The 25,435-nt window shown below is 66.6% G+C and carries 20 protein-coding genes; 11 read left to right on the top strand and 9 right to left on the bottom strand.

What is annotated here, in order from left to right; genetic code table 11:
- Nucleotides 1-106: 106 nt before the first annotated feature.
- The 6 genes from HNO88_RS18800 to HNO88_RS18825 all read left to right on the top strand — a co-directional run bounded on the left by HNO88_RS18800 (nucleotide 107) and on the right by HNO88_RS18825 (nucleotide 10,699).
- Complete coding sequence (locus HNO88_RS18800; RefSeq protein WP_184249357.1) at nucleotides 107-2,158, top strand: TonB-dependent siderophore receptor; 2,052 nt, start codon at nucleotides 107-109, stop codon at nucleotides 2,156-2,158.
- Nucleotides 2,158-2,736, top strand: coding sequence for a hypothetical protein (locus HNO88_RS18805; RefSeq protein ID WP_184249360.1), 579 nt, complete (start codon nucleotides 2,158-2,160; stop codon nucleotides 2,734-2,736). The genes HNO88_RS18800 and HNO88_RS18805 overlap by 1 nt, the downstream gene beginning before the upstream one ends.
- Nucleotides 2,733-4,076 (top strand): PepSY-associated TM helix domain-containing protein, encoded by a 1,344-nt coding sequence (locus HNO88_RS18810; protein WP_184249364.1) that lies wholly within the window; start codon nucleotides 2,733-2,735, stop codon nucleotides 4,074-4,076. Before HNO88_RS18805 ends, HNO88_RS18810 begins: the two co-directional genes overlap by 4 nt.
- Before the next feature lie 582 nt (nucleotides 4,077-4,658).
- Nucleotides 4,659-5,843, top strand: coding sequence for an efflux RND transporter periplasmic adaptor subunit (locus HNO88_RS18815; RefSeq protein WP_312857124.1), 1,185 nt, complete (start codon nucleotides 4,659-4,661; stop codon nucleotides 5,841-5,843).
- A 209-nt stretch (nucleotides 5,844-6,052) separates the two neighbouring features.
- Nucleotides 6,053-9,238, top strand: coding sequence for an efflux RND transporter permease subunit (locus HNO88_RS18820; RefSeq protein ID WP_184249367.1), 3,186 nt, complete (start codon nucleotides 6,053-6,055; stop codon nucleotides 9,236-9,238).
- Nucleotides 9,239-9,250: 12 nt separating this feature from the next.
- The gene (locus HNO88_RS18825; RefSeq protein ID WP_184249370.1) at nucleotides 9,251-10,699 is read left to right on the top strand and encodes an efflux transporter outer membrane subunit; all 1,449 of its coding nucleotides are present in this window, start codon (nucleotides 9,251-9,253) and stop codon (nucleotides 10,697-10,699) included.
- Here the strand turns inward: HNO88_RS18825 and HNO88_RS18830 are convergent.
- Nucleotides 10,684-12,303, bottom strand: coding sequence for a TPM domain-containing protein (locus tag HNO88_RS18830; protein WP_184249374.1), 1,620 nt, complete (start codon nucleotides 12,301-12,303; stop codon nucleotides 10,684-10,686). The genes HNO88_RS18825 and HNO88_RS18830 overlap by 16 nt on opposite strands.
- A gap of 17 nt (nucleotides 12,304-12,320) precedes the next feature.
- Nucleotides 12,321-13,157, bottom strand: a complete 837-nt coding sequence (locus HNO88_RS18835; protein ID WP_184249377.1) for a DUF3667 domain-containing protein — start codon at nucleotides 13,155-13,157, stop codon at nucleotides 12,321-12,323.
- A 178-nt stretch (nucleotides 13,158-13,335) separates the two neighbouring features.
- Between HNO88_RS18835 and HNO88_RS18840 the strand changes: the two genes are divergently transcribed.
- Nucleotides 13,336-14,229: a pirin family protein gene (locus HNO88_RS18840; RefSeq protein ID WP_184249380.1), complete on the top strand. Its 894-nt coding sequence runs from the start codon at nucleotides 13,336-13,338 to the stop codon at nucleotides 14,227-14,229.
- 3 nt (nucleotides 14,230-14,232) lie between these two features.
- Here HNO88_RS18840 and HNO88_RS18845 read toward each other — a convergent pair whose 3' ends face one another.
- Nucleotides 14,233-14,691, bottom strand: a complete 459-nt coding sequence (locus HNO88_RS18845; protein WP_184249383.1) for a YaiI/YqxD family protein — start codon at nucleotides 14,689-14,691, stop codon at nucleotides 14,233-14,235.
- Nucleotides 14,692-14,928: 237 nt separating this feature from the next.
- Here HNO88_RS18845 and HNO88_RS18850 point away from each other — a divergent pair, with 237 nt between their 5' ends.
- Nucleotides 14,929-15,261 (top strand): DUF6481 family protein, encoded by a 333-nt coding sequence (locus tag HNO88_RS18850; protein WP_184249386.1) that lies wholly within the window; start codon nucleotides 14,929-14,931, stop codon nucleotides 15,259-15,261.
- A gap of 9 nt (nucleotides 15,262-15,270) precedes the next feature.
- A complete protein-coding gene (locus HNO88_RS18855) occupies nucleotides 15,271-15,945 on the top strand; it encodes a spermidine synthase (protein ID WP_184249389.1) in 675 nt (224 codons plus the stop codon).
- A gap of 3 nt (nucleotides 15,946-15,948) precedes the next feature.
- Here the strand turns inward: HNO88_RS18855 and HNO88_RS18860 are convergent, their stop codons facing one another.
- Genes HNO88_RS18860 through HNO88_RS18870 form a run of 3 tightly spaced genes read right to left on the bottom strand, consistent with a single transcriptional unit; the run spans nucleotide 15,949 to nucleotide 19,548 of the window.
- Complete coding sequence (locus HNO88_RS18860; RefSeq protein ID WP_184249392.1) at nucleotides 15,949-16,308, bottom strand: GIY-YIG nuclease family protein; 360 nt, start codon at nucleotides 16,306-16,308, stop codon at nucleotides 15,949-15,951.
- A gap of 7 nt (nucleotides 16,309-16,315) precedes the next feature.
- Nucleotides 16,316-18,853: an ABC transporter permease gene (locus HNO88_RS18865; protein ID WP_246382053.1), complete on the bottom strand. Its 2,538-nt coding sequence runs from the start codon at nucleotides 18,851-18,853 to the stop codon at nucleotides 16,316-16,318.
- On the bottom strand, nucleotides 18,850-19,548 hold the full coding sequence (locus HNO88_RS18870) for an ABC transporter ATP-binding protein (protein WP_184249395.1): 699 nt from the start codon (nucleotides 19,546-19,548) through the stop codon (nucleotides 18,850-18,852). The genes HNO88_RS18865 and HNO88_RS18870 overlap by 4 nt, the downstream gene beginning before the upstream one ends.
- 16 nt (nucleotides 19,549-19,564) lie before the next feature.
- Between HNO88_RS18870 and HNO88_RS18875 the strand changes: the two genes are divergently transcribed.
- On the top strand, nucleotides 19,565-20,275 hold the full coding sequence (locus tag HNO88_RS18875) for an arylesterase (protein WP_246382056.1): 711 nt from the start codon (nucleotides 19,565-19,567) through the stop codon (nucleotides 20,273-20,275).
- 58 nt (nucleotides 20,276-20,333) lie between these two features.
- Here the strand turns inward: HNO88_RS18875 and HNO88_RS18880 are convergent, their stop codons facing one another.
- Nucleotides 20,334-20,759 carry a DUF3597 family protein gene (locus HNO88_RS18880; protein WP_184249401.1) on the bottom strand — a complete coding sequence of 142 codons (426 nt, stop codon included), beginning with the start codon at nucleotides 20,757-20,759 and terminating at the stop codon, nucleotides 20,334-20,336.
- 142 nt (nucleotides 20,760-20,901) lie between these two features.
- Here HNO88_RS18880 and HNO88_RS18885 point away from each other — a divergent pair, with 142 nt between their 5' ends.
- Nucleotides 20,902-21,483 carry a DUF4142 domain-containing protein gene (locus HNO88_RS18885; protein ID WP_184249404.1) on the top strand — a complete coding sequence of 194 codons (582 nt, stop codon included), beginning with the start codon at nucleotides 20,902-20,904 and terminating at the stop codon, nucleotides 21,481-21,483.
- A gap of 152 nt (nucleotides 21,484-21,635) precedes the next feature.
- On the opposite strand, the gene HNO88_RS18890 is transcribed toward HNO88_RS18885, so the two are convergent.
- Both HNO88_RS18890 and HNO88_RS18895 read right to left on the bottom strand, forming a co-directional pair.
- Nucleotides 21,636-23,513: an ABC-F family ATP-binding cassette domain-containing protein gene (locus tag HNO88_RS18890; protein WP_184249407.1), complete on the bottom strand. Its 1,878-nt coding sequence runs from the start codon at nucleotides 23,511-23,513 to the stop codon at nucleotides 21,636-21,638.
- A gap of 193 nt (nucleotides 23,514-23,706) precedes the next feature.
- A complete protein-coding gene (locus tag HNO88_RS18895) occupies nucleotides 23,707-25,347 on the bottom strand; it encodes an FAD-dependent oxidoreductase (protein ID WP_184249410.1) in 1,641 nt (546 codons plus the stop codon).
- Between the last annotated feature and the right edge of the window lie 88 nt (nucleotides 25,348-25,435).

The following is a 25,435-nucleotide window of genomic DNA, read 5'->3' on the forward strand; positions in this document are numbered from 1 at the left end:
CGGGTCGAACAAACCGACCCACGAAACCGATTATCTCTGATAAGCCACTTGCCTCTGCGAGTCATTCGCATTAGCAGGCCTCCATTCTTCAGGAGGACCTTCGCCAATGCGCCTATCTCGTCTCGCCGCGCTGTGCGGAACGGCTCTGACCGCCGTGACCGCCCTGCCCGCTTACGCAGACGAGGCCGAGCCCGACGACATCATCGTCACCGGCACGCGGGCCAGCACGAAGACCGATACGCCCGCCATCGAGGTTCCGCAGCCCGTCACCACCATCACGGCGGACCAGTACCTGTCCCAAGGCGCGATCAGCATCAGCGATACCGTCAAGTATTCCGCCGGCGTGCTTGCTAACCCTTATGGGCGCGACACCCGCGTCGATGGGTTCAACATCCGCGGGATCGACGCACTGCAGTTCCGTGACGGCATGCGCGACATCTTCAGCTACTATGCCTCGATCACCTCGGACCCCTACAACTTCGAGCGCGTGGAGATCGTTCGCGGACCGGCATCGGTGTTGTTCGGCCAAGGCTCGATCGGCGGCCTCGTCAATCTGGTCAGCAAGACTCCCGGCTTCGAGACCCGGGGCGAGATCAGCGCGACCTACGGCAGCTACGATCGCAAGGAAGTGCTGGGCGACATCAACGTGGCAGCCACCGACACTCTGGCATTCCGCCTCGTCGGCCGGGCCCGCGATGCGGATACTTACGTCGATCATGTCGCGGACGACCGCGTGATGTTCGCGCCCTCTATTCGCTGGCAGGCCACGCCCGATACCAACGTGGTGCTGCACGGACTCTACCAGGAAGACGACGGCGGCTCGACCTCGCAATTCCTGCCTATCGTCGGCACCTTCCGCCCGAACACCGCGTATCCCCAAGGTAGGCTCGATCCGTACACTTTCGTCGGCAAGCCTGGATGGGACACGTACTCGGGCCGCTCGCTGCAAGGCACCGGATCGGTGACCCACGCCTTTTCGGACAAGGTGCGTCTCAGCCTCAAGGCGCGCTATATCGATAGCGATCTCGCCTACAACTACCACGGCGTGGACGCTTACTCGAACCCGACCGATCCGTTCTCAGTATATGGCACCAGCGGTCGCCTGATCGGCCAGACCGGCAGCGCGAGCGACGCGCACATGAACGTGTTCTCCACAGACAACAATTTGCAGTTTAACTTCAACACCGGGGCCACTATCGAGCACAAGCTGCTTGTCGGCATCGACTACAGTTGGAACAAGGTCGGCAAGCGCTACGCCTCCACCACACCGCAACTAATCGACCTTTACGATATCGATTACGATGCCATGACCACCGCTGAGCCCACCGGTCCGTTCTTCTATGAAAGCCAGAAGCAGCTCGGTTTCTACCTGCAGGACCAGATCCGCTTTGCCGACCGCGTCTCGGTGGTGCTCGGCGCACGTCGGGATCGTGTGACCTCCTCGGCAGGATCGACCGATCACGCCACCACCTTCCGAGCCGGCATCATCGGCGAGCTGGTCGCGGGCATTTCGCCGTTCTTCAGTTATACCGAGAGCTTCCTGCCCGTCGCCGGCTCGATCCAGAACTCCGACGGCACGATCGGTGCACCTTACCGCCCGCAGACCGGAACCCAGTACGAGGCCGGCTTCAAGTGGCAGCCGCAGCCGAGCACGCTGGTAACCGTCACCGGGTTCCGCATCAAGGAACGCAATCGGGTCCTCTACCTTGCCAACAACGCCACCACCCAGTCGGGCGAACTGACCACCAAGGGCATCGAAGTCGAAGCGAGCCACACCTTGCCGAACGACTTCGAGCTGCTGGTGAACTACGGCTATAACAAGAGCAAGGCCTCCGAAAGCATCGACTACATGCCTCGCCACATTGCGTCCGCCTGGACGACCAAGTCGTTCGGAATGACGGATGGTGCGAAGTTGCGCCTCGGCGCCGGTGCCGTCTACACCGGCAAGCGCCGATCGGTAGGCCCCGCGTGGACGATCATCACGCCTGACTACCTCACCGTCGATGCCCTGGCCGAGATCACTCTGGACCACTGGCGCTTCGCGATCAACGCGACCAACCTGCTCGACAAGCGCTTCTACGCGTCATGCCTTGCGCGCGGCGACTGTTTCGTAGGAGCGCCGCGAAACGTGATGGGAACGGTCGGCTTCCGGTTCTGATGGCAGGCGACACCCTTCTGCTCTCGGCTGCGGCTGCCGGTCTCGCGGGCATAGGCGTTCTGCGTCTTGGCTGGGCGCGCAAGGTCCGTTCGCATGGCCTGAACATTACCGGATGGGCGCTGCTGCTGGGCTGCGCGGTGCTCGGATGGGCAGCGGCGGGCGCATGGGGCATGGCGGTTGCCTCCTTGTGGCCCATGGGCGCGGCACTGGCCCTGCTTGCAAACGCAGCCATGCGCTCGCGCCCGGGCAAGACCCATGCGTCCAACCGGCGGGTCGGTCTCATGCCAGAGCGAGGTGAGCCTCTCAGGCTCGGCGCGCGTACACTGACCTTCATCGTCGTGACGCCGATCGCTGCCGCGCTTGGCATCGGCATCGCCGTGGCCCTGGCCGGCCTGACGCTGGTCGCGGGATCGAGCGAGGCGAACGCCTATTCGTTGTCACTCATGCTGATGCCCCTGATCTGGGCGGTGTTGGCGTACTTGCTGCTCATGCAGCCAAGCCGGCGTGGTCAGGCGAAAGTTCTGGCCGTGGCCAGCGTTCCGCTGTGGCCCTGCCTTGCGATAGGACTGCTTTCGTGACCGCCGCTCCCGAACCATCGAGCGTCAAGCGTGCGCTTGCCGGCCATGCGGCGATCGGCCTGCTGGCCAGCGCATTGCTCTACCTGGTCTGCCTGACCGGTACCGTCTGCGTCTTCTACCCCGAGCTGCAGCGCCTGGAACAGCGCGACGCGCCAGAGATGGAGCGCATCTCGCCTACCGCCGTCCAGCGCGGTGTCGAGGCAGTCCTGGCGAGCGAGCGTGGCAAGCCGCTCACCACGCACCTCTACGTGCACATGCCGGTCGAAGACCTGCCGCGCACGACCATCACCACAGACAGCCAGGCCGTGCATCTGCGCGAAGATGGCTCGGTCGCGGGTCCCGAGGAGATCGCCTGGTCGGACTTCCTGGTGGCGCTGCACTACACGCTCAACCTGCCGGGCCTCGTGGGGCTGACGGTAGTCGGCGCGCTCGGCGCGATGATCCTGACACTGACGATCACCGGAGTCGTCGCTCACCCGCGCATCTTTCGCGATGCCTTCGCTCTGCGCGCCCGCGATCGCAACGGAGTGGGCCTGGCGGACTGGCACAATCGCCTGTCCGTGTGGACCCTGCCCTTCTCGACCGCTATCGCGCTCACGGGCGCGGTGATCGGCCTTGGCAGCTTGACCGCGTGGGGTCTCGCGTCCTTGTTCGAGAAGAGCAAGGTCGAGGACGTCTACGCGCCCCTGTTCGGGGAAGAGGGCAAGCCTGATGCCCGTCGCAGCGGCGCGCCCGATGTCGCCGCAGTGATCGCCGCGTTCACCCGCGATCATCCCGAGGCACGGCCCACGTATGTTACGATCCACGAGCCGCTGACCGAGGGCCAGGAAGTGCAGGTTTCGGCCAAGTACGCCAGACGGCTGATATTCGGCGAAACCTATCGCTACGATGCGCGTGGAAGCTTCCTTGGCAAGGCGGGTCTTTCCGACGGCAAGCTGGGCCAGCAGGCGAGTGCGTCGGTCTACGGCCTGCACTTCGGCGACTACGGCGGCTTGCCGGTGAAGCTTGCCTATCTTCTGTTCGGCGCGGCGCTGAGTGCCATCTGTGCGACCGGCGTCTACATCTGGCTCGGCAAGCGCCGGCGACGAGGCCATGACGAGCCTCGCTTGCTGCGCCTGTGGGATTCGGTCGTGTGGGGCAGCCCCTTCATGCTGGGTGCGACGCTCGCACTGCGACTCGCCCTTGGCAACGCGACGCCGCTGGTTCCGGTATTCTGGGTGGGCCTTGCCGCGCTGCTTCTGTCTGCAATGACCCCCGTCGGCGCGTCGCGATTTCGTCGTGTCATGCAGGGGCTGGCGGCGCTCGGGTTGGTTGTCCCGGCGGTCATGACGCTGACCTGACCATCCTTTGGCGGCGTCGGACAGCCGATCCCACCAGCTTGTAGTAGAAGGCACGAGATGAGCGGCAAGTGACCGCCTGCCACGGTCGCGTCATCTGACGGTGGCAGCAGGATTCAATCAAACTTGCCAAAAAGATCGAGTGCCTGCGTCCTAATCGGTCGCCTACCACTTGAAACTGGTCGTTTTGACGATAATCTACCCGCTGGTACAGAAACCCTGTTGACGCATGGTGCACTGCAAAATATACCACTTGGTATAGAACGTTGCCATTCGCCGCTATGTGACAGGAGGTCCGATGCTGCGATCTCACCGCCAATGCTGACCACATGACGACTGGCGCCGTCTGAAGGGCGGGTTCGCCGTTCAAGACCTGGATTCTGCCGCCCGCGCACGTCCGCGCCGGGGTGCGCGAGCGGCATCTTCTACACCGCATCCCCTGCCGGTGCGCGCGGTCGTGCGCCTTCGGCCTTCATCTAACGAGGACATCCTCGCGTGAACTCTCCTGCCAACATCGAACTTTCGGATTATCAAACGTCGACCATGGAGACGTCGCCTCCACGGCAAGAGCCGAAGCGACGGGGAATGGTCATCGGGGTCATCGCGCTCGTGCTTGTCGCCGGTGTGGGCTACAAGTTCTTCTCTGGACGGCCGGCCGATGCTGCCCCGATGCCCACGCCAAGCGTACAGATCGCTGCGCCGCTGGTTCGCGAAGTCACCGAATGGAACGACTATGTCGGCCGCTTCGCGCCGAGCCGCACCGTCGAAGTGCGACCGCGCGTATCGGGCGCCGTGGTGCAGATCCTGTTTCGGGATGGCGACTTCGTGCGCCAGGGACAGCCACTGTTCGTGGTCGATCCCAGACCTTACCGCGCCGCGCTCGCCGAAGCGCAGGCCGATGTCGCTTCTGCACGCAGCAACCTGGCGCTGGCCCGCTCGGACTACGCGCGTTTCGCTGGACTGACCGGTGACGAAGCAATGGCCGCCAGCGAAGTCGACCAGCTTCGAGCGCGTGTTCGCGCGGCCGAGGCAGGTCTCGCCGGAGCGCAGGCGCGTGTGCAGACGCGCGCGCTCAACGTCGAGTTCGCGACCGTGCGCGCGCCGATTTCTGGCCGCGTCTCGGATCGTCGCGTGGACGTCGGCAATCTCGTCTCGGGCGACAACGGCGCGAGTGCGACACTGCTGACGACCATCAACGCCGTCGATCCGATCTATTTCAACTTCGACGCATCGGAAGCGCTGTATCTGAAGACCCAGCGCGAGCGGCAGGGCAAGCAGGCGCCGGCCAGCGTCCAGGTGCGCTTGCAGGACGAGGCGGACTATCGCTGGAACGGCAAGCTCGACTTCACCGACAACGGTCTCGACCCGCGCTCGGGCACCATCCGCGTGCGCGCCGTGGTGCCCAATGCGGATGGCTTCCTGACGCCTGGCATGTTCGGGAACATGCGCCTCGCGGACGCCGGCAAGGTTCGGGCGATGCTGGTGCCCGATGAGGCGGTGCAATCCGACCAGGCGCGCAAGGTCGTGCTGACAGTCGGTCCGGACGGCACCGTGACGGCCAAGCCGGTGCAGATCGGGCCGGTGGTGAACGGGCTGCGCGTCATCCGCTCGGGCCTGGCGACCAACGATCGTGTGGTGATCAGCAACTTCCAGTCCGCCGTGGCCGGCAGCAAGGTGGACCCCAAGCCGGGCCGGATCGTGGCGGCACGGACCAAGGCCGCACCGTCCGGACCGATCTCGCCGATGGCCGCACAGGCGACATTGGATTGAGGATTACCCTGCCAAGATCCTCTCCTGCAAGGGGAGGTGGCAGCCCGTAGGGCTGACGGAGGGGTGTCACCGCCAGCGTGGACACCCCTCCACCACCGCCTGCAGCGGCGGTCCCCCTTCCCTTGCAGGGGAGGATCGGCAGCCGCGCCACGACACGATTCCACCCGCAACGGGTGAGCCTTCGCGCTCGCTCAACAGGGACATGACTCATGCGTTTCTCACGCTTCTTCATCGACCGACCGATCTTCGCAGGCGTCATCGCCGTGATCATCACGGTGGTCGGCGCGCTGGCCTTCCTCGGACTGCCGGTTACGCAATATCCCGACATCGTTCCGCCGACCGTGACGGTTACGGCGCAGTATCCCGGTGCTTCGGCAGAGACTGTGGCCGACACCGTTGCCGCTCCGATCGAGCAGGAAATCAACGGCGTCGACAACATGCTCTACATGGACTCGCAGTCCACGGGGGATGGCCGCACCACGATCACGGTGACCTTCAAGATCGGCACGGACCTCGATGCCGCGCAGGTGCTGGTACAGAACCGCGTTTCGGTCGCCCTACCCCGCCTGCCCACCGAAGTGCAGCAGATGGGTGTGGTCACGCGCAAGACTTCCCCCGACTTCCTGATGGTCGTGAACCTGCAGTCACCCGACGGCAGCCTAGATCGCGATTACCTGTCCAACTACGCGCTGACCCAAGTGAAGGACAAACTCGGCCGTCTCGACGGTGTGGGCGACGTGCGGCTCTACGGCGCCCGCGATTACGGCATGCGCATCTGGATCGACCCGGGCCGTGCCTCGGCCATGGACCTGACGCCGGGTGAGATCGTCGCGGCCCTTCGCGCGCAGAACGTGCAGGTCTCGGCCGGCGCGCTGGGTGCTCCGCCCTACAACACCGGGAACGCCTATCAGATCGGCGTCGAGTTGCAGGGCCGCCTGACCACGCCCGAGCAGTTCGGCGACGTGGTCGTGCGCACGGATCAGAATGGACGGCAGGTGCGCGTTCGCGACGTCGCTCGTGTGGAACTCGGCGCGCAGGACTATGCGACCAACACGTACCTTTCCAACAAGCCGACCGTCGTTATCGCCGTGATGCAGCGCCCGGGCTCGAACGCTCTGGATGCGGCGGAAGCGGTCAAGTCCGAGATGGACACCCTGGCCAAGACTTTCCCCAAGGGGATGGAATACTCGGTCATCTACAATCCGACCGAGTTCATCGGCCAGTCCATCGACGCGGTGTACCATACACTGTTCGAGGCGGTGATCCTCGTGGTCCTCGTCATTCTGGTGTTCCTCCAGAACTGGCGCGCCGCGATCATCCCGATCGTCGCCATCCCGGTCTCGCTGATCGGCACCGCGGTGATGCTGGCGGCAGTCGGCTACTCGCTCAACAACCTCTCGCTGTTCGGCCTGGTGCTGGCGATCGGCATCGTCGTCGACGACGCGATCGTCGTGGTCGAGAACGTCGAGCGCTACATCGAGGAAGGCATGCGTCCGATCGAGGCCGCACGCCGGTCCATGGACGAAGTGTCCGGCGCCCTCGTCGCGATCGTGCTGGTGCTCTGCGCGGTGTTCGTGCCCACGCTGTTCATCAGCGGCATCTCGGGCGAGTTCTACAAGCAGTTCGCCGTCACCATCTCGACCGCGACGGTGATCTCGCTGCTGATCTCGCTGACGCTGTCGCCCGCGCTTGCAGCAATCCTGCTCAAGCATCGCGAACGCGCCGCGGCCGACGCGCCCAGGTGGCGGCAGTGGATCCAGGCCGGCGCCGACAAGTTCAACCACGGCTTCGAGCGCATGAGCGAGCGCTACGCGCGCCTGACGTTCAAGCTGGTGCAGGCTCCGGTGCGAATGATGGCGACCTACGGCGCCCTGATCCTTGCCACGGTGGGCTTGTTCTGGACGACGCCGGCCGGCTTCGTGCCGCAGCAGGACCAGGGTTACTTCCTGGCGGCCGCGTTCCTGCCATCGGGTTCCTCGCTCGAGCGCTCGGACGCGGTGGCGCACGACATGGCCAACCGCATGCTCCCCATCAAGGGTATCCGCGGCGCCGTGATGTTCGCCGGCCTGCACGGTCCCTCACGCACCTCGGCGCCTGACGCCGTCGCGATCTACTTCCCCTTCGACAGCTTCGAGGAACGCCTGAAGATCGGCGCGACCTACGAGAAGATCATGGAACAGGCAGCGGCCGCGATGAAAGGCTACGACAAGGCGCAGGTCTATCTGCTGCCACCCCCGACCATCAACGGCATCGTGCCGGCTGGCGGCTATCGCATGATCGTCGAGGACAAGCAGGGTCGCGGTTACGGCGAACTCCTCAAGGCGACCGGCGGCATGCTGGCGCAGGCTAACAAGCAGCCGGAACTGAGCCAGGTGTACTCGCTGTTCAACACCGCGACACCGCGCATCTTCGCTGATGTCGACCGGCCCAAGGCGGACATGCTGGGCGTGCCGCCGCAGCGCATCTTCGAGGCGTTGCAGGTCTATCTCGGCTCGGCATTCGTTAATGACTTCAACCTGTTGGGACGGACATATCGCGTCACGGCTCAGGCCGACTCGCCCTATCGCGGATCGACGGCTGACATCGCGAACCTGAAGACGCGCTCGAACTCCGGTGCCATGGTGCCGATCGGTTCGGTGGCGACCTTCAAGGACGAGACCGGACCCTACCGCGTGGTGCGCTATAACCTGCAGCAGGCGATCGAGGTCGATGGCAACGTCGCCCCGGGCCACTCGACCGGCCAGGCGCTCACCACGATGGAAAAGGTCGCGCGCGATACCCTGCCCGCCGGCTACGACTTCGAGTGGACGGGCATCGCCTACCAGCAGGTGACCGCCGGCAACACGGCCGGGATCGTCTTCGGCATGGCGGTGTTCTTCGTCTTCCTGGTGCTGGCCGCGCAGTACGAGAGCCTGACCCTGCCGCTCGCGATCGTGCTGATCGTGCCGATGTGCCTTTTCGCGGCGATGCTGGGCGTGCAGATCCGGGGGATGGACAACAACATCCTGACCCAGATCGGCCTCGTTGTGCTGATCGCACTGGCGGCCAAGAATGCGATCCTGGTGGTCGAGTTCGCCAAGCAGGCCGAGGAAGAACAAGGCATGTCGATCGTCGATGCAGCGGTCTACGCCGCCAAGACTCGCCTGCGCCCCATCCTGATGACCAGCTTCGCCTTCATCCTGGGCGCCGTGCCACTGGTGATCGCCGAAGGCGCCGGCGCCGAACTGCGCCAGGCGCTGGGCACAGCGGTGTTCTTCGGCATGGCCGGCGTCACCGGGTTCGGCTTGCTGTTCACCCCCACCTTCTACGTCGTGTGCCGCAAGCTCGCCGAGCGCACGCGGCGTCGCAAGCCGGGCTCGCGCGGCCACGATGCCGCGCTGCAGCCGGCGGAATAAGGAGCTATGAGCATGTTCAAGCGCGCAATCGCCTCACTGCTCGCCGCGACCAGCCTCGCGGCCTGCGCAGTGGGTCCCAACTACGTCGCGAAAGCACCGCCGCCGTCCGCGCAAGCGCCGTTCATCGGCGGTGCCGCACCGGTGGTCTCGACGGCCGAGCCGGATGCGACCTGGTGGCGACTTTACAACGACTCGGCACTCGACCAGCTGGTGCAGGACGCCCTGGCGGCCAACACCGACATCCGCGTCGCCGTGGCGCGGATCGAGCGGGCACGGGCCGAACTGCGCGGTTCGCGCAACCTGGCGCTGCCGCAGACCGGGATCGAGGCGTCGGGCGGACAGCAGCGTACCTCGCGGTTCCAATCGTTGCCGGGGCTCGATCGCGAGAACCGCGTGGTGGATGGCGAGTTCAACGTCTCTTACGAGGTGGACCTGTTCGGCCGCGTGAAGCGCGGGGTGGAAGCCTCGCGCGCCGATCTCGCCGCTGCACAGCAGGATGCCGATGCCGTGCGGGTGACCGTGGTGGCGGACACCGTCCGCGCCTATGTCGATGCGACCAGCGCCGCAGAGCAGATCGCCGTCGCCCAGCGCACCGTCGACCTGCTGCAACGCTCCGAGCGCATCGTCAACGCCAGGGCCGAACGCGGGCTCAATCAGCGGCTGGACGTGATCCGCATCACCCAGTTGCGCGAGCAGCAGTCGGCATCGATCCCGGCCCTGCAAGCCTCGCGGGAGGGCGCGCTGTTCCGCCTGGCGACGCTGACCGGCCGCACCCCGCAGGACCTGCCCGCGGCTGCCAGCGCCCGGACCGATACGCCGGACGTCAGCCAACCGATCCCGGTCGGTGACGGTCGCATGCTCCTGGCCCGGCGCCCCGACGTGAAGGCGGCCGAACGGCGTCTAGCAGCGGACACCGCGCGGATCGGCGTCGCGACGGCCGACCTCTACCCACGCATCAGCCTGGGCGGCACGATCGGCACGACCGCGCTGGGCAGCACCGATGTGTTCGGCGGAGGGCCGCTGCGCTGGCTGCTCGGTCCGCTGATCTCCTGGGCCTTCCCCAACCAAGCAGGCATTCGCTCACGCATCGCGGTCGCGCGCGCCGACACCCAGGCCGATCTCGCTGCCTTCGACGGGACCGTGCTCACGGCGCTCGAGGAAACCGAGACGGCTCTCTCGGTCTACCGCAATGCCCTGCTCCGCAAGGACCGCCTCGCCTCGGCCCGCAACGCCGCGCAGCGCGCCGCCAACGTCGGTCTGGCTCGCCAGAGCCGCGGCCAGACCGATGCGCTGGACGTGCTCGACGCGCAGCGCGTTCTCGCTCAATCCGAGGCGGAATACGCCGCGGCCGTTCGCGCCGTCGCCTTCGCCCAGGTCGACCTGTTCCGCGCTCTGGGGGGCTCGTGGCAGAACCCGCAAGTCGCCCGGGCGCCGCAGTCCTCCGGTCAGATCGGGTCGTAGCTGAACAGCCACATCGCCGAGTATTGCTTGTCCTTGTCGCCGGTCTGCTGAAGCCGGCCGACCATCGTGTAGCGCTGCCCCTGCTTCAGCTTGCCGGCCGGCATCAGACCGGCGAGGCGGGGCGAGACGTAGAGAGCCACCGGGTAGCCGTCGTCGGTCTTCATGGCGGCGGCGGTGTAGCCAAGCGGCCCGCCCAGGATGCGCGCATTTGCCTGGCCGGGTCCCGTAGGCGCCTGCAACGTGGTCACCGTGCCGCTGACGCGGATGAGGTTGCCCAGAGGCTGGTCGGTGGCCGGGTCGAACGCGCGCTTGGTGCGCATCCGTTCGGCGTTCACGCCGTCGTAGTGCTGGATAAGCGCGCCCAGGCTCGGATACTGGATGGTCCACTTGCTCCGTTCCACGTTGGAGAGCGTCAGGCGGAATACGTTGAACAAGTTGTCGGTCCATCCCTGACAACCATCGGCATCGTTGCAATAGTTCCACGCCGCATCAACCCACTGCAGCAACTGCTTGTCTGGATTGGAGAACTCCGCCTCCTTGGCAAAGCCGGGGCCGAATGCCACGGCGGCCTGGCGCTGACGCGGCGCGACCACTGCGACCGCTCCATTGCCGACGTCCAGCTTGCCGACGCGAAGCTGGCGCATCATCTCCCACGCGAAGTCCTGCGCCGACAGGCCGCGCAAGTCGTTGACCACCAGGATCGTGAACTCGGCGCCCACGTTCTTGGCCAGATCGTAGAGCCGCTGGTCCATCGCACGAGCGCGGCCCGGGTCGAGCTTGCCGGTCTCGTCGATGATGAAGCGGCCATACTTGAACGGGATCGAGCCGGGGCGCGGCAGCACCGCAGGGCGAACGATGATGGGCGCGGCAGTCGAAGGCGCGGCAGGGGGAGGCGTCGCCGTGGTCGTAAGTGGCTCCCCGCCTGCGCCGCTGCCTTCGCAACCCGTCGAGCGGGCCTGCAGGCAGGACTCGTTCCAGCCTTGGCCGATCGCCTCCGCCCGGCGCTGCTTGTCGGGATGAGTGGGCGTGCCGTGGACGTTGCCGATCTTCAGGATCATGCGCGTCGCGTCCTCGCGGCTAGCACCCATCTTCTGCAGCACGAAGCCGCTGAACTTGTCGGCCTCCAACTCGATCTCGGGCCGGCTGCCGCCGGGCACGATGGTGTGGCCGGACAGATGATGCGCGATCTCGTGCGCCATGATGCTCATCGGTCCCCAGGGGCTGCCACCCACTTGCGCGCGCGCATCGTCCATGAACTTGGGATTGAAGGCGATCACGCGCCGAGGGACCTTGTTGTTGTCCAGCATGATCACGGCCGCGGCGTTCGGCACCGGCCCCGAAACGACTGTAAAGTTGGCGGGCAGGCCTGTGAATTCCATGACTTTCTTGACCGCCACCACGCAGTCGTTGGGCGCCGATCCGTCCAGCGCCGCCGGCTTCGCTTCCACCGGCCTCCCGTCGTACGAGCAGGCCTGCAGCGTGGACGCGATCGCTTCCACTCGCCTGGCGCCCGACATCGCGCCCGACGGTGCATCTCCGCCAGAGCCACAGCCGGAGGCCAACACGGCCGTGACCGGCGCCATCGACAGCAGAACCTTGCGCATCGCCTCTCTCCTTCTTCTCACGTCACCAGCCACAGGATCGCCAGTGCATAGGCGCGCAGCAACAGCCATCCGGTCACGGCATAGACCACCAGTGCGCCCAGCCAGCGCGCCCACTCCGACCTGAGATCAAGCAGGAAGAACTGCTTGTATCCTGCGGCGACAACAGCAAACTTGATCGCGAACATATAGTACTGCGAAGCTGCCTTGTGCCACATGACGAACTGCGGATCGCGCCAGATCATCGTCGGCAGCAGGTTGATGATGACCAGACCCAGGGTCACACTCTGGCAGTAAATCGCCAGCGTCGCGTGCTCCACCAGGTTATAGCCTAGCCGGCGCCGCAGCACCGTCCAGGAGCCGAGAAAGATCGCGAAGATGCCGAGCGAAAAGCTCCAATTGGCATAGAGCATGACCCGCTCGGCCATGCGATTTACGACCTCGTCGCCGGTGAATGCATAGCGGCTGAAGTACCGGTTCGCCGCCAGCATCAGGACCAGCACTGCGACCAGTGCTACCAGCAGCTTCAAGGGGTGCATGTTCGCGCTGCGCCGGCCGAGCACGTACTCGCGAGCCACCGTCCCCGGCGAGAGCAGCAGACGCGTCGCGGTTGTGAGCATCTGCAGCTCGAACACGCGCACACGCTCCCATGTCTCGTGAATGAAGGCGCGCCACGTCAGGCGTCTGGCGGCTTTCTGGCCGCAGGATCCGCAGTAAGGCGTATCCAGTGGCGAACCGCAGTTTCGGCAATGCGCCAGGTCGCTCCAGGCGAGATCTGCGGGCCCGTCAGGGATGAAGGCCGTTTCCGGCGCCGTCGCGCGGCGGATGGCCTTGGCCGTCCGACGTAAGATCAGCATCCGCACCTCCCAGGCTCGCGGCTCGACTTGTGATAACTCGGGAGAGGCGAAGAGGTTGCCGGCGGCTTCTTGTTCGGCTTTTCAGAACGGTATCGCCAAGTTTAATCCACTGATCTGCATGTCTGTGCGGTGCTACAAGAGGCTCGACACGAACATCCGTTGTTGAGGGAGAAGGTCCATGAGCATCCGTTCGAGCGAAGCGACAAGCGTCGACCTCGTCATCCTGCCGCCGGTTCGGGACCTGGGTGACGGGTTCAGCGTACGTCGGGCATTGCCATCGGCACAGCGCCGCATGGTCGGCCCGTTCATATTCTTCGACCAGATGGGGCCCACGGCGTTCGGTCCCGGCGAAGGGCTGGACGTGCGCCCTCACCCGCACATCGGCCTTTCCACCCTCACTTACCTGCTAGATGGCGAGATCGAGCACCGCGACAGCGTCGGCTCGGTGAAGACGATCCGCCCGGGCGCGGTTAATCTGATGACGGCGGGTTCGGGCATCGTCCATTCGGAGCGAAGCCCTTCGGGTTCGCGCGCGACCGGCGGCCCGCTGTTCGGCCTGCAGACGTGGATCGCGCTTCCCGAAGCCCAGCAGGAGATCGCGCCCGCCTTCGACCACTACCCGGTCGACCAGATCCCCACCCTCGAGGCGGATGGCGTGCGCATGTCGCTGGTGGTGGGGCAGTCGGACGGGCTGCTATCGCCGGTGAAGACCTATTCCGACACGCTCTACGCCGATCTGATGCTCGCGAGCGGCGCGCGCTACCAGTTGAAGGCCGATCACGTGGAACGCGCGGTCTACGTGGTCTCGGGCACGCTGGAGATCGTCGGGCAGGAAGGTCAGTTCCAGGCCGGCGAGTTCGTGGTGTTCAAGCCCGGCGCCGAGATCGTCCTGCGCGGCGTGGGCGCGACCCGCCTGATGCTGGTCGGTGGCGAGCCGTTCCCCGAAGCACGGCAGATCTTCTGGAATTTCGTCTCCACCTCTCAGGAGCGGATCGAGCAGGCCAAGCGTGACTGGAGGGAGGGTCGGTTTGCCCGCGTCGCCGGCGACGACGAGTTCATACCGCTGCCCTAAAACTCATAAGCCGGCCTGCCGCTTCAGCTTGCTCACCAGCTGGTCGAGGGCGGAGAGAAAGCGGGAGCGGTCGGCGGCGCTGAACGGCGGCGGCCCGCCGACCACGTCGCCACCGGCGCGCAAGTCCGACATGATCGCCCGCACCGCGATGGCGCTGCCGATCGAGGACATGGTGAAGGGTTTGCCGTTCGGCGCGACCACTTGCGCGCCGAGTTTCAGGCAGCGGTCGGCCAGGAGGATGTCGGCGGTGATCACGACGGTGCCCGGCGCCGCCTGCTCGACAATCCAGTCGTCGGCTGCATCGAAGGCGTCACTCACCAGCTTGCGCGTAATCAGGGGCTCGCGTGGGGTGCGGATGGGGCTGTTGCTGACGACCACCACCGGCACCTTGTAGCGCAAGGCGACGCGGTAGGTCTCGTCCTTCACCGGGCAAGCGTCGGCATCGATCAGAATCTGGATCATCGCCTGCCCATAACCCGCCGTCACGCGCTTGACGATCCGTAGGCTCGACAGGCTTGCGGCTTGGCGATGCAACGAAATGTGCTACAGGCGCGTTCGCTGACGTCGATGCCGTTGGATGATCGGGCCGCCCTGGCGTGTCTCCTGTCACCTGACGGGCTTCTGTGCGTCCGGGCTGTGCCTCTTGGGTGCGGACCCTTATCATATCACCCGATGACCCAAGGAACCGAGTAACAGTTGATGGCAGGATACAAGGAGCCAGGCTTTCAGGATCGCCAGAAGGCCGCCATGGAAGCGCGGGCAAAGGCGCTCGAGAAATTGAAGGCGAAGCCGCCGGTCGATCCCGAAGTGCTCGCCGAGCGTGCCGCCAAGGCTGCCGAGCGCGAGAAGGCACAGGCCGAGAAGCGCGCCGCCGCCAAGGCCGAGAAGGAAGCCAAGGCCGCGGCCGAGCGTGAGGCGGCCGAGCAAGCTCGCCTCGCCGAAGAAGCCGCCAAGCCGAAGGAGCGCACCGCCGAAGAGCTCAAGGCCGCTCGCGATGCGCGCTATGCCGCGCGCAAGGCGCGCAAGAAGTAATCCGGCGGCGTGAAAGGCGATTTGCTGATCGGCACGGCTACCGTGCCGGGCGGCGTCGAATTGCGGTTGATCCGCAACGAGGACGATTTCGCGATCCTTCTGGAGCGCAACGAGCTGATGAGCTCGGACATGTTCGCCTCCGAACAGGCGCTTGCGACGATGACCTGCCAGCGCCTGGCGGGTCGCCCTGCCCCGCAGCTGCTGATCGGTGGTTATGGCATGGGCTTCACCTTGCGCTCGGCACTCGCGGAGCTTGGGTCGGATGCCGGGGTCACCGTGGCCGAGATCGTGCCCGAGATCATCGAGTGGGCGCGCGGGCCGATGCATGGCCTCACCGCCGAATGCCTGGACGATCCGCGGGTACTGCTGGTGATGGAAGACGTCGCCATGCTGATCGATGCGGCGCGCGGAGCCTATGACGCGATCCTGCTGGATGTCGACAATGGCCCCGAAGGCCTGACGCGCCGGATGAACGACCAGCTGTACTCCAACAGCGGGCTGCAATCGGCGCTCTCTGCGCTCAAGCCGGGCGGGATCCTCGCGATCTGGTCTGCAGGGGCGGAACCCTCGTTCACCAAGCAACTGGCGCGGGCGGGCTTTGCCGTGACCGAAGTGCCGGTGCGTGCCCTGCATGACGGAACGGGCGACAACCACATGATCTGGTTCGCGCAGAAGCCGGAATAAGCGCTAGTGCCCGCCGGCGACCCATGGAACGCCGGCGGAGCGGAACTCCTCCGCAAGGCCGCCTTCCAGTTCCAGCGCCTCCCAACCCCGTAGTGGATTGAGATGCTCGACCATGCCGGGCAGGAGCCGTACGCCGTACCGCTTCACGGCGCCGCTCGCCTTGTATCCGGCCTTGTGCTGGTCGAACCGCAAGTCCGGATCGCGCGAGGTCTGGCCCACGTAGAGCCCCCAGGGGTCGGCACGCGCGGGATTATGCAGGAGCACGACGTAGACCGAGTGCCCCGCGCGCTTCGCACCGACCGTCGTCGCGCGAAGGCTGCGAGCGGCGCGCACCGCCTTGCTCATCCAGTCGGGCTGCAGCACCGCATGCTCACAGCTTGCGCAACGCAGGCGCGACCCTCACCGCCAGCAGCGGCAGCGAGCCGACCAGGCCGATGCCGAGCGTCAGCACCGATCCACCCGCGAGTGTCGCCAGGACCACACCCCAGTCCGGCGCCCAGCGGAACTCGAAGACTTCGACGATCACATACCACGCCGCGCCGGTGCCCAGCACCAGGGCGACGGAGCACAGCAATCCAGCCAGCAGCGCATACTCCAGCGCCTGAGCCCCAAGGATCTGCGCGCGCGTGGCGCCTAGGGTCTTGAGGATCACGCTGTCATAGCTGCGCGCCTGGCGCGAGGCGGCGATGGCGCCGACGAGCACGGCGATGCCGGCCAGGATCGCGACCGATGCCGAGAGCAGGATCGCCGTCGCCATCTGGTCGAGGATCGTGCGAACCTGGCCCAGCACCTCGCTGACTTCGATGATCGAAGCTGAGGGGAACGCCGCCAGCAGCGCACGAGCGACCGCACCCTCGTGGCGATCCTCGATATCGAGGGTGGCGGTGAGGCTGTGCGGCGCGGCCTGCAAGGTGTTGGGCGAGAACACCATGACATAGTTGAAGCCCATCGTGCTCCAGTTGACCTGCCGCAAGGACGCCACGCGCGCGGTGATCTCGCGCCCGAGCACGCTGACGGTGATAGGATCGCCGACCCCGATCTTGAGCGTGCGTGCCGCCTCCTTGTCGAGCGAGATCAGCGGCGGCCCGGCATAGTCCCTCGGCCACCACTGTCCTTCTGCGAGGTCGCTGCCTTGCGGCAGGACGTCCGAATAGGTGACGCCGCGCTCGCCACGCAGGATCCAGGCGTTGTCGGCCGCGCGGGCCTGGTCGGACAAGCGCTGCCCGCCGTAAGCGACGATCGTCCCGCGCAAGGCCGGCACGATGTTGAGCTTAGCTTCGGGCGCGGCCCGCCTAACCACCGCTACGAAGCGGTCGCGCTCGTCGGAGGGGACGTCGAGCACGAACTGGTTGGGCGCGCGCTCGGGCACGGCGCGGGTGATCTCGCTACCGAGGCTGGTCTGGATCGCGGCGAGCGTGACGAACAGCGTCAGCGCAAGGCCGAGGGCGATGACCAGGGCGACGGTCTGCGCGCCGGGCCGGTGCAGGTTCGCCAGCGCGAGCCGGAGCAAGGGGCGGCGCGGACGCGGCAGGCGCGCGGCGCCCAAGCGAATGGCCGCGCCGATGCCGAGGAGCACGAGCAGCACGGCACCGACCGAGCCCAGCACCGCAGCGGCAAACAGCGGCTCGCGCGCAGTCGCCAGCGCCAGGACGACGACCAGCGCGCCTGCGGGGGCGACGCCAAGCAAGGTACGGCGATCGAGCCGGCCCCGTGTCTCGACGCCGCCGCGCAGCTGAGCGTTGGCCGGCTGCGCACGGGCGCGCGAGAGCGGCGGCAGAGCGAAGGCCACGGCGATCAGCAGACCGTATGCGGCGCTGGTCAGCAGCGGCAGCGGATAGATCCCGAAGCCCGGCGCGACCGGCAGGACGTCCCGCACCAGGGTGACCAGCACCAGCGGCAGCACCACGCCCGCCGCCAGTCCGGCGGCGACCGCCAACAGCGCGACCGTCCCGATTTCAAGCAGGTAGATGCGCGCGATGTCCTTGGCGGTGGCGCCCAGGATCTTGAACGTGGCGATGCTGGTGCGCCGCAGGCCAAGGTAAGAGGCGACGCCATTGCTGACGCCGATGCCGGCGATCACCAGCGCGGCAAGGCCGATCAACGCGAGGAACTGGCCCATGCGCTCGAAGAAGCGGACCGCGCCGGGCGCCGCACGATCGCGGTCCTTGTACTCCCACCCGGCGGAAGGATGCGCGGCTTTCAGCCGCTCGACGGCCGCCTGTGGCGCAATGCCGGGATTGAGGCGCACGCGATACTTGGTTTCGTAAAGCGCGCCCGGCTGCAGCAGGCCGGTCCGTGCCATGCCCTCGGACGAGACGATCGCCACGGGGCCGAGCGTGAAGCCCTCGCCCACCCGATCGGGCTCGTCGGCGATGATCGCTGCGATACGGAACGTCGCCTCGCCGTAACGGACCCAATCGCCTGGGCGCAGCAGCAGTCGCTCGGACAGGGCCCGGTCGACAAGGACCGCATCGGGTGCGAGCGGACGGTAAGTCCCGCTCGCAAGTTTCAGCGTGCCGTAAAGCGGGTATCTGCGATCTACAGCTTTCAGCTCCGTCAGCACAGCGTCAGGCGCGCCGACGGTCGGCTCGGCACGCCGGGCCATGGCTCGCGTGCGCACCGTGTCGCTGACTTGTCCGAGTGCCGCGAGCGACGCGTGCTCGGCCGCGCTGGTGCCGCGTTGGCTCATGGCGATCTCGATGTCGCCGCCCAGTAGCACGCGGCCACGGCTTGCGAGTTCGGAGGTGATCGAGCTGGTCAGGCTGCCGATCGTCGCCAGCGTCGCCACGCCGAGGAACAGGCAGACGAGCAGAAGCCGAAGGCCCCGGAAGCCGCCTTCGAGATCGCGACGGGCGATGCGCCAGCTGGCGCGCCAGCCCAGATCCTGCGTCACGCCCTTACCGCTCAAGAGCGCTCGTCCGACACGATGCAGCCATCCGCCATGGTCAGCACGCGCCCACAGCGACGGGCGAGCGCCGGGTCATGGGTGATCATCAGCAGCGTCGCGCCCGCCTCGCGCTGGCGGTCGAACAACAGCTCGACGATGGCGCCGCTGGTCGTGCCGTCGAGGTTGCCGGTGGGCTCGTCGGCGAAGATGATGTTCGGGCGCGAGGCCACAGCGCGGGCGATCGCGACCCGCTGCTGCTCGCCGCCGGAAAGCTGTGCGGGGTAGTGGTGGACGCGGTGCCCCAGCCCCACCGCCTGCAACTCGGCCTCGGCTCGGGCGAAGGCATCGGCCATGCCTGCAAGCTCCAGCGGAACCGCCACGTTCTCCAGCGCCGTCATCGTCGGCAGCAGGTGGAACGCCTGGAGGACGATGCCGATCCGCCCGCGCCGCGCGCGCGCCAGCCCGTCCTCGTCGAGCGAGGAGAAGGCGACGCCGGCGACCTCGACGTCACCGCCGCTCGCCTGCTCCAGGCCTGCGAGGATCGCCATCAACGATGACTTGCCCGAACCCGACGGCCCCAGGATCGCCGTGCTCGTCCCGCGCGCCACATCAAGGTCGATGCCCTTGAGAATCTGCGTCGGAGCCTCGCGCGAGCCGAGTGTCAGGGTGACATTGCGTGCGCGGATCACAATATCCGCGACCGGATCGTTCGACATCGACGGAGGGATTTCCTTGTTCAACAGGCTTGCCCCATATGCGGGCGCGTGGCTCCTCCTCCAAGGGGTGACGGGCTGTTCGCAAAAGAATGATGAGGCGGCGGCCCCCATCGTGAGCACCGAGGCGTCGCAAGCGACGCAAGGCGCGTCTCGACCCGCGGCGGACGGGAAGCTGGTGCTGGCGTTCGGAGACAGCCTCTATGCGGGTTACGGCGTGCTGCCGCAGCAGAGCTTCCCGGCGCGGCTCGAACGGGTACTCGCAGCACAGGGTATCGCCGCAACGGTCACCAACGCCGGCGTCTCGGGTGATACGACCGGTGCGGCGCGGCGGCGGCTCTCGTTCGTGCTCGACGGGCTCGCCCGCAAGCCCGATCTCGCGATGGTGAACCTTGGCGGCAACGATATGCTGCGGGGGATCGATCCGGCCGAGACGCGCGCGAACCTGACGGCGATCTGCGAGGAACTGAAGCGCCGAGGGATCCCGATCCTGCTCACCGGCATGGTCGCCGCGCCCAATATGGGGGCGGATTATGCCGGCAAGTTCAACCCGATCTACGCCGACCTCGCGAAACGCTACGACGCCGCGCTTTACCCGTTCTTCCTGGGTGGGGTCGTAACCAGGCCCGAGCTGATGCAGCCGGACCGTGTGCACCCGACGCCCGCGGGGATCGACACGATCGTCGGCAAGGTCGCTCCGCTGGTGGCCAAGACACTGAAGTCCCAGTGACAGCATCGTCCCGGGTTCGACCCCGGGACGATGGCCGATCCTTACTGGTGTCCGGCTCCTAGTTGCGCAAGCTGTCGGGTACCACGCCGCCGTTCTGCGCCAGCTTGTCCATGACCGCCCGATGGAGCGCGATGTTCTGCTCGGCCGAGCCGTGCTCACCGGCGTGGACGCTCAGTTCTTCGGCCAGTTCCTTGCGTGCCGACAGGCTGGAGTCGAGGTCCAGCAGCTTGAGCAAATCGACGATGGACGACTGATAGTTGCCGCCATGGTCGGGCTTCATCGCTGCCATCGCTTCCAGAACCGCGCCCACGTCGACGGAGGCAGGTGCTGGTTCTGGCGCAGCAGCCGCGGGCGTCGGAGCCGGCGTCGGCTGCGGCGCGGCAGTCGGTGCCGGAGCAGCCGGGGGCGTCAAAGCAGAGGGCGTGCCGGCCTTGGCTTTGTCGTGGTGGAAGATCTTGTTCATGATGTTGCCGAAGAGGCTCATGGGGTCGCTCCTGCTGATCCGAGGCAGCTGATGCTGCGAACTCAGGGGCTTAACGCACCAACGGGCGAAAGGTCCGTGGGAACGCGATGAGCTTACAGGCCGTTATCGGCAAAGCGAACTGCACCGGCCCAGGAGCCCTGACATGAAGCATACCCTCGTACTTGCCGTCTCGATCGCCGCCCTATCCCTTGCCGGTTGCAAGAAATCCGAGGCTCCGGAAGGCAACGCCACCGCCACCACTGCGGCAAGCGAAGACCCAATGACCGGCGCGATGGCGCCCGCCACCCCTGCCGCCACGCCGGGCCAGACTTTCGCCGATACCGCCGCGGCCAGCGATCAATTCGAAATCGAAAGCTCGAAGCTGGCTGCGACCAAGGCGCAGTCGGCCAAGGTCAAGACCTTCGCCGAGCAGATGATCAAGGCGCACACCGATTCCACGGCCAAGCTCAAGACGGCGGCCGCGAACGCCTCGCCGGCGATCACGCCAGCACCCAAGCTGACGGCCATGCAGCAGCAGACGCTGGATGACCTGAACACGAAGTCCGGGGCCGAGTTCGATGCGGCTTACGCCAAGGCGCAGGCCGATGCGCACCAGATGACGCTCGATACCTTGAAGGCCTATTCGGCGAATGGCGATGTGCCCTCGCTCAAGAGCTTCGCCACGACGCTGGTGCCGATCGTGACCGCGCACCTGAACATGGTCAAGGGTCTGGCGAAGAGCTGAGGGGCAATCAGCCCTCGTTATCTCTCCTTCGTCATCCCCGAGAAGGTGGGGATCCATCTCCTGACGTGGCGCAAGACGCACCACCGGGAGATGGACCTCCGCAGTTGCGGGGATGACGAAGCTAAAGGTCGGAGCGCAGGCGCGAGCGAGACTTAAGCGTAAGCCTCCAGCTTTTCGCTCAGCGCCATCCACTCGGCTTCGGCCTTGGCAAGCTCCTTCAGCGCCTCGCCGCGTCTCTGCGCCAATTGCCCCCCGGTCAGCCCTGCCAGCGCGTGCGGCTTGGCAACCGGCGTGACCATCGCCTGCTCGATCTCGGCCAAACGCGACTGCGCTTTGGAGATGGCCGTCTCGGCACGGGAGAACTGCTTTTGCAGCTCCTTCTGCTCCTTCCAGTTGGCGGCGACCGCCTTCTGGTCGGCCGGGGCCGGTTTGTCCTTCGCCTTGCCCTTGCCTTCCGCCTTGGGCTGATTGCGGCCGAGCACGAAGTCCATGTAGTCGGTCATGCTGCCCGCATATTCGCGTGCCTCGCCGCCGTCGACCAGGACCAGGCGATCGGCGGTAAGCTCCACCATGTGGCGATCGTGGCTGATGAGGATGACCGCGCCTTCATAAGCGTTAAGCGCCTGCACCAGCGCCTCGCGCGCATCGACGTCCAGGTGGTTGGTCGGCTCGTCGAGGATGAGCAGGTGCGGCGCATCGCGAGTCACCAGCGCCAGCGCCAGGCGCGCCCGCTCGCCGCCCGAGAGCTTCGACACCGGCGTCAGCGCCCGCTCGCCCGAGAAGCCGAAGCGGCCGAGTTGGCCGCGGATCTGCGCGGTCGGCTTGCCGTCCATGGCGCGAGTCATGTGCACCAGCGGAGTGTCGCTGCCGGCCAGTTCCTCGACCTGGTACTGCGTGAAGTACCCGATCGCGAGCTTGCCCGAGATGTTCATCTCGCCTTCCATCGGCTTCAGCTGTTGGGCGAACAGGCGCGCAAGCGTGGTCTTGCCGTTGCCGTTGCGGCCCAGCAGCGCGATGCGGTCGTCGGGATCGATGCGCAGGCCCAGTCGGCGCAGGATCGGCTTGTCCTCTGCATATCCTACCGCCGCATTGTCGAGCGTGATCAGCGGCGGGCGCAGTTCCTTCGGGCTGGGAAAGTCGAAGGTCAGCGAGGGATCTTCCATCATCGCCACGACGGGCTGCATCTTCGCCAGCATCTTGGCGCGCGACTGCGCCTGCTTGGCGGTGGAGGCACGCGCGCTGTTGCGGTTGACGTAGTCCTGCAGCTTGGCGCGCTGCGCATCCTGCGAGGCCTTGGCCGCGGCCAGCTGCGCCGCCCGCTCGGCCCGCTGCCGCTCGAAGCTGTCGTAGCCGCCGGGGTACAGCGTTACCTTGCCGCCTTGCAGGTGCAGGATGTTATCGACCACGTTGTTCAGCAGGTCGCGCTCGTGACTGATGACAATCAGCGTGCCGGGGTAGGCGCGCAGGAAGTTCTCCAGCCACAGCGTGGCTTCGAGGTCGAGGTGGTTGGAAGGCTCGTCGAGCAGTAGCAGGTCGGGCTGCGAGAACAGCAGGCTGGCGAGCGCGACGCGCATCTTCCACCCGCCCGAGAAGCTGTCCATCGGCTCGCCCTGCATCGCCTCGTCGAAGCCGAGGCCGATCAGGATGCGCGCGGCGCGGGCCGGGGCGGAGTAGGCATCGATCGCCAGCAGTCGCTCGTGCACGTCGCCCAGGCGATCGGGATCGACGCAAGTCTCGGCCTCTTCGAGCAAAGCCGTGCGCTCGACATCGGCGGCCAGCACCGTCTCGAACGGCGTCATCGTCCCGCTCGGCGCTTCCTGCGCGATGTAGCCAAGCCGCGCGCGCTTGGGCATCTCGATCGCGCCGTCGTCCGGCTCGAGCTGGCCGATCATCACCTTCATCAGCGTCGACTTGCCGGCGCCGTTGCGACCGATCAGGCCGACGCGGGCGCCGGTGGGGATCGCGGCCGTGGCTTGGTCGAGGATCGTGCGGCCGCCGAGGCGCACGGTGATACCGGTGATGTTCAACATGCGCGCGCCCTTAGCATTGCTGCGGGTGCGAAGCGAGATGGGTCCTTCGTCATCGTACCCAGCGTGCGCGGGCTCACGCTCTATGGCTCGTCATTGCGAGCGCAGCGAAGCAATCCAGGGCGCCACCGCACGACCCTGAATTGCTTCGCTGCGCTAGCAATGACGAATTAGGGAGCGGGCGGATGAGCGCTCGTCAGGCCTCCGCCAGCTTGGCGTGGATCTGCGCCACGACCGCAGCGCCCTCACCCACTGCGGCAGCGACGCGCTTGGTGGAGCCGGCGCGCACGTCCCCGATGGCAAAGACGCCGGGCTGACTGGTCTCCAGCGGCAGGCCACCGCCTTCACCGGTGATCACGAAGCCCTTGGCATCGGTTTCGACGCAGCCTTGCAGCCATGCCGCGTTGGGGTCGGCGCCGATGAAGAGGAACATGTGCCGCAACTCGCACCGTGAGGTTTCGCCGGTCTTGCGGTCGCGGAATACGGCGGCGGTCAGGCCGCTCTCGCGATCGCCCTCCAGCTCGGCGATTTCGCTGCCGACATGCATGGTGACGTTGGGCAAGGCGGCGATCCGCTCGACCAGATAGTGCGACATCGTGGCTTCCAGCGGCCGCCGCACGATCAGGTGCAACTCCGCCACGTGAGCCGCAAGGAAAACCACGGCCTGCCCGGCCGAGTTGCCGCCGCCAACGAGCGCCACCTTCTCGTTGGCGCACAGCTTGGCCTCGATCGGCGAGGCCCAGTAGGAGATGCCGTTGCCCTCGAACTGCTCCAGCCCCGGCACATCGGGCCGGCGGTACCGCGCGCCCGACGCGATCACCAGCGTACGGGCTTGGACCTTGCGGTCCTCCGCAAGCTCCAGTGGGATCGGATCGCCAGCGCCTCGGTTCGCGCACGCCAGCTGCACCGCGCCCAGCGGGATCGCCATCTCCACTCCGAACTTGAGCGCCTGGTTATAGGCACGCCCCGCCAGCGCCTGGCCCGAGATGCCGGTCGGAAAGCCGAGATAGTTCTCTATCCGCGCCGAGGCACCCGCCTGCCCGCCCATCGCCCGCTCCTCGACGACGAGCACCGACAGGCCTTCCGACGCGGCATAGACCGAGGCCGCCAAACCGGCGGGCCCGGCGCCGACGATCGCCACGTCGTAGACCTTGTCCGGCGCGATCTCGGGCAGCATGCCCAGGCAGGCCGCGACTTCCGCCTCGCTCGGACGGCGCAGGATCGTGCCGTTGGGGCAGACAAGCAGCGGCAGCTCGTGCGGCAGCACGCCGATCCGCTCGACCAGCGCGTGACCCTCGGCATCGGCGGACGCATCGAGGACGAGGTTCGGATAGCCACTGCGGGTGAGGAAACCCTGGATGCGCACCACTTCGGGGCTGCCGGGCGTGCCGATCAGGATCGTGCCGGCGCCGCCATCCTCGATCAGCGCCACGCGCCGCAGGATCAGCGCGCGCATGATCACCTCGCCCACGTCGGCCGAGCCGATCATCAGCGCGCGCAGGTGCGCCGCATCGAACGGCATCGCCGTACAGCCCTCGCTACCCGCGCGACCACCGGCGATGGAGGGCCGACCCGAGAGCTGGTTGACCTCGCCGGTCAGCTGCCCGGCGCCATGCGTGGTGATCGCCGCCTCGTGATTGAGACCGTCGCGGCGCACGACGTCGATCGTGCCGGCAAGGACAAGCCAGGCAGGAGCGTCGACCTCGCCGATGGCGTAGACCTCCTCTTCGGCCGGGAAGCACTGCGGGGGTCCACTGGCAAAGCGCTTTGCCGTCTCGATCTGGTGCGGATCGAGGACGGGGAACATCTGATGCCGGCGGGTGTCGATCGTGCTCATGCAAGCGGTGTTGCAGGACCGATCGTGTCCAGCAAGAGCGTTGGCGCCCTCGCCGATAGACCGGAAACGAAAGGGCCGCAGCTGCTGC

Source organism: Novosphingobium chloroacetimidivorans, assembly GCF_014204535.1.
Classification (GTDB): Bacteria; Pseudomonadota; Alphaproteobacteria; order Sphingomonadales; family Sphingomonadaceae; genus Novosphingobium; species Novosphingobium chloroacetimidivorans.

Excerpts from the sequence above, each read along its gene's own strand:
- HNO88_RS18870 (WP_184249395.1), bottom strand. The coding sequence starts at position 19,548 with ATGTCGAACGATCCGGTCGCGGATATTGTGATCCGCGCACGCAATGTC.
- HNO88_RS18800 (WP_184249357.1), top strand. The coding sequence starts at position 107 with ATGCGCCTATCTCGTCTCGCCGCGCTGTGCGGAACGGCTCTGACCGCC.
- HNO88_RS18825 (WP_184249370.1), top strand. The coding sequence starts at position 9,251 with ATGTTCAAGCGCGCAATCGCCTCACTGCTCGCCGCGACCAGCCTCGCG.
- HNO88_RS18815 (WP_312857124.1), top strand. The coding sequence starts at position 4,659 with ATGGTCATCGGGGTCATCGCGCTCGTGCTTGTCGCCGGTGTGGGCTAC.
- HNO88_RS18845 (WP_184249383.1), bottom strand. The coding sequence starts at position 14,691 with ATGATCCAGATTCTGATCGATGCCGACGCTTGCCCGGTGAAGGACGAG.
- HNO88_RS18820 (WP_184249367.1), top strand. The coding sequence starts at position 6,053 with ATGCGTTTCTCACGCTTCTTCATCGACCGACCGATCTTCGCAGGCGTC.
- HNO88_RS18895 (WP_184249410.1), bottom strand. The coding sequence starts at position 25,347 with ATGAGCACGATCGACACCCGCCGGCATCAGATGTTCCCCGTCCTCGAT.
- HNO88_RS18840 (WP_184249380.1), top strand. The coding sequence starts at position 13,336 with ATGAGCATCCGTTCGAGCGAAGCGACAAGCGTCGACCTCGTCATCCTG.
- HNO88_RS18805 (WP_184249360.1), top strand. The coding sequence starts at position 2,158 with ATGGCAGGCGACACCCTTCTGCTCTCGGCTGCGGCTGCCGGTCTCGCG.
- HNO88_RS18850 (WP_184249386.1), top strand. The coding sequence starts at position 14,929 with ATGGCAGGATACAAGGAGCCAGGCTTTCAGGATCGCCAGAAGGCCGCC.
- HNO88_RS18885 (WP_184249404.1), top strand. The coding sequence starts at position 20,902 with ATGAAGCATACCCTCGTACTTGCCGTCTCGATCGCCGCCCTATCCCTT.
- HNO88_RS18830 (WP_184249374.1), bottom strand. The coding sequence starts at position 12,303 with ATGCGCAAGGTTCTGCTGTCGATGGCGCCGGTCACGGCCGTGTTGGCC.
- HNO88_RS18880 (WP_184249401.1), bottom strand. The coding sequence starts at position 20,759 with ATGAGCCTCTTCGGCAACATCATGAACAAGATCTTCCACCACGACAAA.
- HNO88_RS18835 (WP_184249377.1), bottom strand. The coding sequence starts at position 13,157 with ATGCTGATCTTACGTCGGACGGCCAAGGCCATCCGCCGCGCGACGGCG.
- HNO88_RS18890 (WP_184249407.1), bottom strand. The coding sequence starts at position 23,513 with ATGTTGAACATCACCGGTATCACCGTGCGCCTCGGCGGCCGCACGATC.